The 10,102-nt window shown below is 68.8% G+C and carries 12 protein-coding genes; 7 read left to right on the top strand and 5 right to left on the bottom strand.

The features are described from left to right. Positions 1-750: alpha-E domain-containing protein (locus tag JWN21_RS05305; RefSeq protein ID WP_299646998.1), on the top strand; the 750-nt coding region annotated here is incomplete at its 5' end. Between the two features lie 7 nt (positions 751-757). After that, complete coding sequence (locus JWN21_RS05300; RefSeq protein ID WP_299646996.1) at positions 758-1,648, top strand: transglutaminase family protein; 891 nt, start codon at positions 758-760, stop codon at positions 1,646-1,648. Positions 1,649-1,706: 58 nt separating this feature from the next. Here JWN21_RS05300 and JWN21_RS05295 read toward each other — a convergent pair whose 3' ends face one another. Continuing rightward, on the bottom strand, positions 1,707-1,925 hold the full coding sequence (locus JWN21_RS05295) for a hypothetical protein (protein ID WP_299646994.1): 219 nt from the start codon (positions 1,923-1,925) through the stop codon (positions 1,707-1,709). A gap of 103 nt (positions 1,926-2,028) precedes the next feature. Here JWN21_RS05295 and JWN21_RS05290 point away from each other — a divergent pair, with 103 nt between their 5' ends. From JWN21_RS05290 to aroC, 4 genes are all read left to right on the top strand, one after another. Then, positions 2,029-3,006, top strand: coding sequence for a DnaJ C-terminal domain-containing protein (locus tag JWN21_RS05290; protein ID WP_299646992.1), 978 nt, complete (start codon positions 2,029-2,031; stop codon positions 3,004-3,006). Between the two features lie 8 nt (positions 3,007-3,014). Then, positions 3,015-4,013, top strand: coding sequence for a YihY/virulence factor BrkB family protein (locus JWN21_RS05285; RefSeq protein ID WP_299646990.1), 999 nt, complete (start codon positions 3,015-3,017; stop codon positions 4,011-4,013). Then, positions 4,010-4,813, top strand: coding sequence for an enoyl-ACP reductase FabI (gene fabI, locus JWN21_RS05280; protein WP_299646988.1), 804 nt, complete (start codon positions 4,010-4,012; stop codon positions 4,811-4,813). The genes JWN21_RS05285 and fabI overlap by 4 nt, the downstream gene beginning before the upstream one ends. A 154-nt stretch (positions 4,814-4,967) precedes the next feature. Next, the gene (aroC, locus tag JWN21_RS05275) at positions 4,968-6,035 is read left to right on the top strand and encodes a chorismate synthase (protein WP_299646986.1); all 1,068 of its coding nucleotides are present in this window, start codon (positions 4,968-4,970) and stop codon (positions 6,033-6,035) included. Between the two features lie 9 nt (positions 6,036-6,044). Here aroC and JWN21_RS05270 read toward each other — a convergent pair whose 3' ends face one another. Beyond that, complete coding sequence (locus JWN21_RS05270; RefSeq protein WP_299646984.1) at positions 6,045-7,334, bottom strand: adenylosuccinate synthase; 1,290 nt, start codon at positions 7,332-7,334, stop codon at positions 6,045-6,047. Between the two features lie 189 nt (positions 7,335-7,523). Here JWN21_RS05270 and JWN21_RS05265 point away from each other — a divergent pair, with 189 nt between their 5' ends. Then, positions 7,524-8,129 carry a hypothetical protein gene (locus tag JWN21_RS05265; protein ID WP_299646982.1) on the top strand — a complete coding sequence of 202 codons (606 nt, stop codon included), beginning with the start codon at positions 7,524-7,526 and terminating at the stop codon, positions 8,127-8,129. On the opposite strand, the gene JWN21_RS05260 is transcribed toward JWN21_RS05265, so the two are convergent. The 3 genes from JWN21_RS05260 to JWN21_RS05250 form a co-directional block, all read right to left on the bottom strand. Further along, on the bottom strand, positions 8,102-8,461 hold the full coding sequence (locus tag JWN21_RS05260) for a DUF6481 family protein (protein ID WP_299646980.1): 360 nt from the start codon (positions 8,459-8,461) through the stop codon (positions 8,102-8,104). The genes JWN21_RS05265 and JWN21_RS05260 overlap by 28 nt on opposite strands. A gap of 102 nt (positions 8,462-8,563) precedes the next feature. Continuing rightward, positions 8,564-9,448 carry an alpha/beta fold hydrolase gene (locus tag JWN21_RS05255; RefSeq protein ID WP_299646978.1) on the bottom strand — a complete coding sequence of 295 codons (885 nt, stop codon included), beginning with the start codon at positions 9,446-9,448 and terminating at the stop codon, positions 8,564-8,566. A 110-nt stretch (positions 9,449-9,558) separates the two neighbouring features. Then, positions 9,559-10,102, bottom strand: a 544-nt coding sequence (locus tag JWN21_RS05250; protein ID WP_299646976.1) for a pirin-like C-terminal cupin domain-containing protein, incomplete at its 5' end; no start/stop codon positions are given.

Genomic DNA, 10,102 nt, shown 5'->3' with positions numbered 1-10,102 from the left:
GCCGCGCCGCATCCGTCCGGTCTGTCCCGCGCGGCGCTGACCGCGTTCGCGCGCGTCGCCATGGAGGACCCCGCCGGTCAGTCGGTCGCTACGCTCAACGCGCATGCCCGCGCGATCGGCGAGGGCGCGCGCGACCGCCTGTCGGCCGACATGGTGCGCCTGCTCGACGCGCCCTTTCCCCATCAACGCGGCATGCTGGACCGCACGGGCACGCTGCAACGCCGCTACGCCGCGCTGTCGGGCCTGGTCGCCGAGCACATGGTCCGGAGCGACAGCTGGCGTTTCCTCGACATCGGCCGGCGGGTGGAGCGCGGCATGGCGATGGCGCGCGCCGTCCGGCTATTCGGCCTGCCGGGCGCGTCTGCTGACGATCTGTCGACGCTGCTCGACCTTGCCGACTGCCAGATCTCGTATCGCCAGCGCTACCTGACCGGTATTGCGCGTGTGCCGGTGATGGACCTGGTCGCGCTCGACGGCGGCAACCCGCGTGCGCTCGCCTTTCAGCTGCGCTGCCTGACCGAGCGGCTGGCCGAACTGCCGGTGCTGAGCGACGACGGCATGGCCGAGCCGCAACAGGCACAGGCCTCCGCGCTCGCCGCGACACTGGCGACGGCGAGCGCGGCCGAACTGGATGCCGACACGCTGGGCGAGGTGGAGCGCCGGCTGGCGCGGCTGTCCGACGCGATCGGACGCCGGTATTTCATGCAAGGAGCCGAGCCGTTGCGCGCCGCTGGAATGACGCTGGCATGAGCCGGCCATGATCTACGACATCCGCCACGTCACCCGGTTCGACTATGGGTCGACCGTCAAGTTCGCGCGCTGCAACCTGCGGCTCCAGCCGATCGACTGGCCGGGACAGCGGCTGACCGACTATCGCCTGACCGTCGAACCCGTCGGCCGCGTCACCCCGGCGCGCGCGGAGGCGGGACTGGCCAACGTCACGCGCCTGGTCGTCGATCAACCCGTGCGCACGTTGACGATAGAAAGTGTCGCACGGCTGACGGTCGATCGGCTGGTGCCCGTCCCCGACGCGACCGACCCGACGCTGGCGGAGGTCGCGCAGCTCGCGCGAGACAGCCGCGAGCCTGGCGCGGGGGGGCCGGCTGGTTACCTTTACCCGTCGCCGCTGATCCCGCTCGATCCCGCCATTGCGGATTGGTGCGCGCCCGATCTCGCGCCAGAACGCAACAGCCTGGAGGGGGGCATCGCGCTGGCGCGCCGCATCCAGCGCGAGTTCGCGTTCGATGCCGATGCGACGCTGGTCGACACCACGCCCGCACAGGCTTTCGCGCAGAAGAGAGGCGTGTGTCAGGACTTCGCGCAGATCATGATCACCGGACTGCGCGCCGCTGGCCTGCCGGCGGCCTATGCGTCCGGCTATATCCGCACCATTCCGCCGCCCGGTCAGGCGCGGCTCGTCGGGGCCGATGCGACGCACGCGTGGGTGCTGCTGTGGTGCGGCCCGGTGCGTGGCTGGGTAGGCCTGGACCCGACCAATGGCATCTGGATGGCGGCCGACCACATCGTCGTCGCGGTCGGCCGCGACTATGGCGAGATCGCGCCCGTCGATGGTGTGGTGCTGGGTTCGGGCGCGCAGAAGATGGACGTATCGGTGGATGTCCTGCCGTTACCGGAAGGGGTCGCATGACCCGGCGGCCGGCTCGGCTGATATACGGTGCTACATGCCCACGAGCGTCGTCAGCCGGTCAGCCCTTCGTCACCGCATTCTCGTTGCCGACGTCGGGGTCGTCGTCTTTGCCACCCTGGCCGGTGCCGGAATAGGCGATCTCCGTCTGTCCGCCGTGACCCATGAACCCGCCCTGCGGCTTCTTGCCGGTATGCGGGTTCGGATAAGCGCCGCCGTCGCTCTCGCCGCCGGACGTCTTGCCATGAGGCTCCTCGACGCCGTCCTTGTGCTCTGCCACGTCCCATCTCCTTTGCACACCAACGCCCGTAAAGTAGTTTGCGTTGCGCGGGCGCGGACCTACATAGCCGGGTAACACACCAGCGAGGGCGGCAGTAAAGGGGATGGCAGCGGCGGATCCATACACGACCTTGGGCGTCGCGCGCGGCGCGGCCGAGGCGGACATCAAGAAGGCGTATCGCAAGCTCGCCAAGGAGCTGCATCCCGACCGCAACAAGGACAACCCCAAGGCGACCGAGCGGTTCAGCAAGGTGACGGCTGCCTATGACCTGCTGACCGACAAGGACAAGCGCGCGCGCTTCGATCGCGGCGAGATCGACGGCGACGGCAACCCGGCCAGTTCGTTCGGCTTTGGCGGCGGGGCGGGCGGGCCGCGTCCGGGCGGGCCGGGAGGCGGGTTCCGGTCGCAGGGCTTCGAGTTTGGCGGGGCATCCGGCGAGAGCACCGCCGACATGAGCGACATCTTCGAGGGGCTGTTCGGCGGCCAACGTGGCGGCGGCGGCGGCTCGGGTGGGTTTGCTTCCGGATTCGGACGGCGTGCGGCGGCAAAGGGCGCGAACCTCGCCTACAAGCTGGCGGTGCCGTTCGTTGACGCGGCGACACTGGCCCCGCAGCGCGTTCAGCTGCCCGCCGGTGCGCTCGACATCAAACTGCCCGCCGGGGTCGAGACCGGCACGCAAATGCGGCTCGCCGGCAAGGGCGAGCCGGGCGCGGGCGGACCTGGCGACGCGACGGTGACGATCGAGGTTCAGCCGCATCGCTTCTTCACCCGTGACGGCGACGACATCCGCATCGATCTGCCGATCACGCTGGCGGAGGCGGTGAGGGGCGGGCAGGTCAAGGTACCGACCGTCGACAAGCCGGTCATGCTGACCATCCCCAAGGGCGCGTCGTCGGGGCGGACGCTGCGCCTGAAGGGCAAGGGATTCCACAAGAAGGGCGCGAAGGGCGACGGCGCGCTGCGGGGCGATCAGCTGGTGACGCTGATGGTGCAGATACCCGCCGATGACGCGGCGCTGGAGCAGTTCGTGGACGGATGGGCGGGCGCGGGCGGGAACCCGCGTGCCGCGATGGGCGTCTAACGCCAGACGTGAGCAGCACTGAACTAACTCCGGCGCTGACGCCCGAGGACCGGGCGCGCCATCACGGCCGCTTCCGGCGCGAGCTGAACCGGCTGAAGCCCACCGAGCAGTTTGTGGAGGTGCTCAAACGCGCCGCCATCGGCGTGTTCAACGACGGGTTCATTCACGCCGGCAACCTCGCGTATCTGGCGCTGGTCACGATGTTCCCGTTCTTCATTCTGGCAGCGGCGGTGCTCTCGGTGTTCGGGCAGGATGCCAACGCGCAGGCGGCGGTGGTGTCGTTCCTCCGGACGCTGCCGCCTGAGACAGCCGAGCTGCTGCGCAAGCCGATCGTCGATGTGATCACTGCCAAGGCTGGCGCACTGCTTTGGGTGGCGGGGCTGATCTCGCTTTATACCGTCGGCAATTTCGTTGAGACGATCCGCGACATCTTCCGCCGCGCCTATGGCACGCAGAGCTCCGCGCCCTTCTGGCGTGCGCGGCTGGCGTCGTCGGGCGCGATCATCGGGTCGGTCATCCTCGCGATGATCTCCTTCCTGGCGCAGGGGCTGCTGACCGGCGCGGAGCAGTTCATCTACAATCTGGTGCCATGGGCGCAGGACGCGGCAGGATGGCTGGGCCTCGCGCGCATCATCCCCGGCCTGATCCTGTTCGGGGCGCTGTATCTGATGTTCTACCTGTGCACGCCGTCCAAATACCGCCGCACGTCCAGTCGCAAATGGCCGGGCGCGCTGTTCACGGCGGCCTGGTGGGTGCTGATCACCGCGCTGCTGCCGGGCGTGCTGGCCTTGCTCGGAGGCTATGGCGCGACCTATGGCAGCCTGGCCGGCGTGGTCGTGATGCTCACCTTCTTCTGGCTGGTCGGACTCGGCTTCGTCTTCGGTGCGCATTTCAACGCCGCGCTGGCGGAGCCGCGACAGGCTTCGGCGGAAGGCGGCGATGCCGCACAGGCGGTCGACGACGCTGCGGCGGAGCAGGTGGCGAACGGAGAGGAAGCAACCGCGTGACGGGATTGATGCAGGGGAAACGGGGCCTGATCATGGGCCTGGCGAATGACAAGAGCCTGGCTTGGGGCATCGCACAGCAGCTTGGCGCCGCAGGCGCGGAGCTCGCCTTCTCCTATCAGGGCGACGTGATGGAAAAGCGGGTGCGCCCGCTCGCGGAGCAGCTCGGCACCCCGCGACTGTTCAATTGCGACGTCGCCGACATGGCCGCGCTGGATCGCACTTTCGCCTCCCTTGCCGAGGAATGGCCGCAGATCGACTTTCTGGTCCATGCGATCGGCTTTTCCGACAAGAACGAGCTGCGCGGGCGCTATGTCGACACGACGCTCGACAATTTCCTGCTGACCATGAACATCAGCGTCTATTCCTTCGTCGCGGTCGCGCAACGCGCGGCGCGGATGATGAAGCCGGGCGGCGCGCTGCTGACGCTGAGCTATTACGGCGCGGAAAAGGTCATTCCGCATTACAATGTCATGGGAGTCGCCAAGGCGGCGCTCGAGACCAGCGTCCAGTACCTCGCCGTCGATCTCGGCCGCGACGGTATTCGCGTCAACGCGATCTCCGCCGGCCCGATCAAGACGCTGGCGGCGAGCGGCATCGGGGACTTCCGCCTGATCCTGAAGTGGAACGAGCTGAATGCCCCCTTGAAGCGCAACGTCACCATCGACGATGTCGGCGGCGCCGGACTCTACCTTCTCAGCGACCTGGCAAGCGGTGTGACGGGCGAGATCCACCATGTCGACGCCGGTTACAACGTCATCGGCATGAAAGCGGAGGACGCCCCGGATATTGCGCTGGTTTGATGCTGTCCTACAGGCGGGCGTTCTGCCACATCTCTCGCATGTCAGACTTTCCTCTCATCCGATCAATGTCGGCGCGATTTGCATCGGTGGTAATTTCAGCGGCAACGGATCGTAAGGGTTGTAGACTTCCACCCTTTGCCAGGGACGCGGCAGCGTGAGCGTCAACACCTTCGGCCGCGTTTTCCGCTTCACCACCTGGGGCGAGTCGCACGGGCCGGCGATCGGGGCGGTGGTGGACGGGTGCCCGCCCGGCCTGACGCTCTGCGAGACCGACATTCAACCCTGGCTTGACAAGCGGCGGCCGGGCCAGTCGCGCTTTACGACCCAGCGGCAGGAGCCTGATCAGGTCCGCATCCTGTCGGGCGTGTTCGAGGGGCGGACGACGGGGACGCCGATCAGCCTGATGATCGACAACGTCGACCAGCGGTCGAAGGACTATTCCGACGTGGCGCAGGCTTATCGCCCCGGCCACGCCGATTATGCCTATGACGCCAAATACGGCCGTCGCGACCATCGCGGCGGCGGGCGGTCGTCGGCGCGCGAGACGGCGGCGCGGGTCGCGGCGGGGGCGGTGGCGCGGCTCGTCATTCCGCAGGTTCGCATACGAGCTTGGGTCGAGGCGATCGGCGGCGACGCCATCGACCCCGCCCGCCTCGACGATGCGCAGATAGAAGCTAATCCGTTCTTCTGCCCCGACCCGGTAGCCGCCATGCGCTGGGAAGCCCTGGTCGACGGTGCCCGCAAGGCCGGGTCTTCGCTGGGCGCGGTAGTGACGTGTGAGGCGACCGGAGTGCCTGCAGGGTGGGGGGCGCCGCTCTATGCCAAGCTCGACGCGGAGTTGGCGGCAGCGGCGATGTCGATCAACGCCGTCAAGGGAGTGGAGATCGGCGACGGCTTCGCGGCGGCGGCGAACACCGGCGAGGGCAATGCAGATCGGATGCAGCCGGGACGGGAAGGACCGGAGTTCCTCGCCAATCACGCCGGCGGCATCACGGGCGGCATCGCCACCGGCCAACCCATCCGGCTGCGCGTCGCCTTCAAGCCGACCAGCTCTATCCTGACGCCGGTCGAGACGATCACCCGCGACGGTGCGGCGACGACCATCGCCACCAAGGGCCGTCACGACCCGTGCGTCGGTATCCGCGGGGTGCCGGTGGTGGAGGCGATGATGGCGCTGGTCCTCGCCGACCAGATGCTGCTGCACCGAGCCCAGTGTGGCTAACGCACGTGGCTAATCGGCGAAAGGATCCCGCACCAGAATCGTGTCCTCGCGCTCCGGGCTGGTCGAGACCAGCGCGACGGGGCAGCGGATCAGCTCCTCCACCCGGCGGATGTACTTGATCGCCGGGGCCGGCAGGTCGGCCCAGCTGCGCGCGCCGGCGGTCGATTGCGACCAGCCCTCCACGGTTTCGTAGATCGGCTCCACCGCCGCCTGATCGGCCGCGTGCGCGGGCAGGTAGTCCAAAACCTCGCCGCGAAGCCGATAGCCGGTGCAGATCTGAATTTCATCGAATCCGTCGAGAACGTCCAGCTTCGTCAGCGCGATGCCGGTGATGCCGCTGACCGCCGCCGACTGGCGCACCAGCACCGCGTCGAACCAGCCGCAGCGGCGCTTGCGGCCCGTCACCGTGCCGAACTCGCGGCCGCGCTCGCCCAGCCGCTCGCCGGTCGAGTCGTCAAGCTCGGTCGGGAACGGACCGGAGCCGACGCGGGTGGTGTACGCCTTGGCGATGCCGAGCACGAAGCCGACGCCGGACGGCCCGATGCCCGACCCCGCCGCCGCCGCGCCCGCCACGGTGTTCGACGAGGTGACGAACGGATAGGTGCCGTGATCGACGTCGAGCAGCACGCCCTGAGCACCTTCGAACAGGATGCGCTTGCCCGCCGCGCGCGCCGCGTTGAGGTCGCGCCATACCGGCTTGGCGAACGGCAGCACGAACCCGGCGATGTCCCGCAACTCGGCGAGCAGCCCCGCGCGATCGATCGGCGGCTGGCCGAAGCCGGCGCGCAAGGCGTCGTGGTGGGCGAGCAGGCGATCAAGCTGCGGCTCCAGGCTATCGAGATGCGCAAGGTCGCAAAGCCGGATCGCCCGCCGCCCCACCTTGTCCTCGTACGCCGGGCCGATCCCGCGCCGCGTCGTGCCGATCTTGCCCGCGCCCGACGCGTCCTCGCGCAGGCCGTCAAGGTCGCGGTGCAGCGGCAGGATCAGTGGGCAGGTGTCGGCCACCCGCAGCACGTCGGGCGATACCGCCACGCCCTGCTCGCCCAGCCGCGCGATCTCGTCGCGCAGGTGCCAGGGGTCGAGCACCACGCCGTTGCCGATCACCGACGGCGTGCCGCGCACGATACCCGACGGCAGCAGCGACAGCTTGTAGACCTTGTCGCCGACGACCAGCGTGTGCCCGGCATTGTGTCCACCCTGGAACCGCACCACCATGTCGGCGCGCTCGGCCAGCCAGTCGACGATCTTGCCCTTGCCCTCGTCGCCCCATTGCGCGCCGATTACCGCTACATTGGCCAAGCACCCGTCCCCATCCGTTGCGCTGCCGCCCTAGACACCCGCCCCGCTCTCGTCCACATTTTGCCGACGAAACGAGCGGAGGGGAGCGTGATAAAGAGGGGATTGCTGACGGCCGCGGTGCTGATCACGGCCGCACCGGGGTAGTCGCAGGACGAGATCGTCGTCACCGCCTCGCGCCGCTCGGCCCAAGTGAGTGCCGCCACCAATGCCGGCATCGGCATCCGCCGTCGTGCGGACTTCGCCGTACAGGTGGTGACGGTGATGGGCGACACCCGCGACAAGGAGCAGCGTCGGCGCGAGACCCTGCAGACGGTGAAGAACGCGATCGAGCTCGGCGCGCGCCGCCAGGTGCAGCTTGCCCATGGGGGCACGATGATCGAGCCGCTGACGCTCGCCAATCATACCGAGAAGCTTGCCGTTGCTGACGACGACGATCGCGACGATGCCGAGCGCGCGTCGTTCGTCATCAAGACGCCGCCGACCGAGGGTTCGGCGACCGCCGCGTTCCAACGACTGGCCGCCTTCGCCAAGGCGGTGCCCGTGGTCGGCCGCGCGGTGGTGGAGGCGGACGCCACCCCCGGCGTTTCGATCGTCGATCCGAGCCGCTATCGCAAGGACATCGTCGCCGCGATCGCGGCCGATGCCACTGCGTCGGCGGCCGCGTTCGGCCCCACCTATGCCGCCGAAGTCGAGCCCGACGGAGGTGTTGCTGTACATGGACTACGAGCTGAAGGTCGTGCCCCGCGACTGATGCTTGGCCTCGAGCGCTACTTGCGCGCCTTGCGCGCCGCGTAGCGGGCGTCGCGGGCCGCCTTCATCTCGGCTTCGCTCGGGAGTGCAGGCTTGTAGGGCTTGGCGGCCTCGGCGGCGGCGGCGTCGCGCGCGGCCTGTTCGGCGATCGCCAGTTCCTTCGCTGCCTTTTTGTCCGCGGCGGCCTGTTCGCGCGCGGCCTTCTTCTCCGCGCTCAGGCGCGCGACTTCCTCCGCCTTGGCGGCAGCGGCCCTGGCACGTTCCGCCGCGACGGCTTCGTCGATCGGCGGCTTGGCGCGCAGCTTGTCGAGTGCTGCCTGCTTGGCCTTGGCCGCGAGCGCGCCGCGCTCCTGAAACGTCTGATCCTTAAAGGCCATGTAGAGTCGAAATCCGATCTGAGGTGGATGCGTCGAATCGCTGCTGTGATCCGGTGCGCATGCAGGCCCTAGCACATCCAGCCCTGATAAGCGACGTGCGGCCTAAATCCTCCACCGCCGCATCGCCGCCAACACCGCCGGCGCGTCCTCCCAGGGCACAAAATGGCCCGCGCCCTCGACCCGCTCGATCGTCAGGTCGGGCACGAGCGCGCCCAGTCCCTCGAATTGCACGGGCAGCAGTGCCTTGTCCGACATGCCCCAGATCACCAGTGTCGGCTGCGTGACGGGTGGGAAGGGGCCGTCGAGCCAGGCCGGGCGGGGCGGGTGTTCGTCGGGGGCGGGTACCTCGATTGCGGAGGCGCGGTACCAGTTGAGCATGGCAGTCATCGCGCCGGGCTGGCTCCATTCGTCCAGATACGCCGCCCGGTGCTTGCCCGCGACGGCGCTGGTCAGTACCTGCGCGAAAGTCGACGCGAAGAACCGCTCCAGGCCCGCGCCGATCAGGCCGCTGTCGAGCGACGTGTCGCGAAAACGGCGGATATACTGGCTCGCGGCGCGCTGCTCCGGGTCGTCGAACAGCGATCGCTGGAATACGAGCGGGTGCGGTGCGTTGACGATCACCAGCCGCGCGATGCGCTCCGGGTGCTTCAACGCCGCCATCCAGGCGATCGCGCCGCCCCAGTCGTGGCCGACCAAGGTAAAGCGGTCCAGGTCGAAGCTGTCCGCAAGCGCGAGCAGGTCGGCGACAATCTTGTCGGGCGCGTAGTTCTCGACGCCCTCCGGCTTGGACGAGCGCGCATAGCCGCGCTGATCGGGCGCGAGGACGAAATGATCGCGGGCAAGATCGGGGACGATGTCGCGCCAGGTGCGGTGCGACTCGGGAAAGCCGTGCAGCAGGATGACGGGCGGCGCGTCGCGGGAGCCGGCGACCTGGACATCGAGATCGACGCCGGTGGACAGGGTGACGCGTTGCAGGGTGCTGGGCATCTACGCTCCCTCGAATGGTGCGGGATGACCCCTGCCGTTCGTCCCCAGCGAAGTCGAGGGACAGTGTGTCTCGACTTCGCTCGACACGAACGGAAGAACGAATTTCCCGCCTATGGATAGCTCACCGTCAGCGGCTTGTCGGGCAGCGGGATGAACTCGGCCGCGTCGTCGGGCACGGGGGTGAACGCGCCGGCGCGCCACTCGCGCTTGGCCTGTTCGATCCGCTCGGGGCGCGAAGAGACGAAGTTCCACCAGACGTGGCGCGGGGTCGCGAACGCATCGCCGCCGCACAGCATGACGCGCGCAGCCGTCGCCGAGCGCAGCGTCGCGCGCACGCTGGGCCTGACGACATAGAGCCGCCGGGGCAGCAGAGGCATGCCTTCCAGCGTTGCTTCGCCCTCCACCAGATATACCGCGCGCTCGTCGGCGCTGTCGTCGATCGGCACGGCGGCGCCAGCCGTGAGGTCAATCGCGGCGTAGATCGTGCCGGCGTGTGCTGTGGTCGGGGCGCTCGCGCCCCACAGCCCGCCCATGATGACGCGCGCTGTCGCACCGGCATGTTCGATCACCGGCAGATCGGCGGCGGGGATGTGCTGGAACGCAGGATCGGTCTCCTCCAGCGCATCGGGCAGCGCCAGCCAGGTCTGGATGCCG

Source organism: Sphingomonas bacterium, from assembly GCF_028292945.1.
GTDB lineage: Bacteria > Pseudomonadota > Alphaproteobacteria > Sphingomonadales > Sphingomonadaceae > Sphingomonas.
This window is presented reverse-complemented; position numbering and strand designations above follow the sequence as displayed.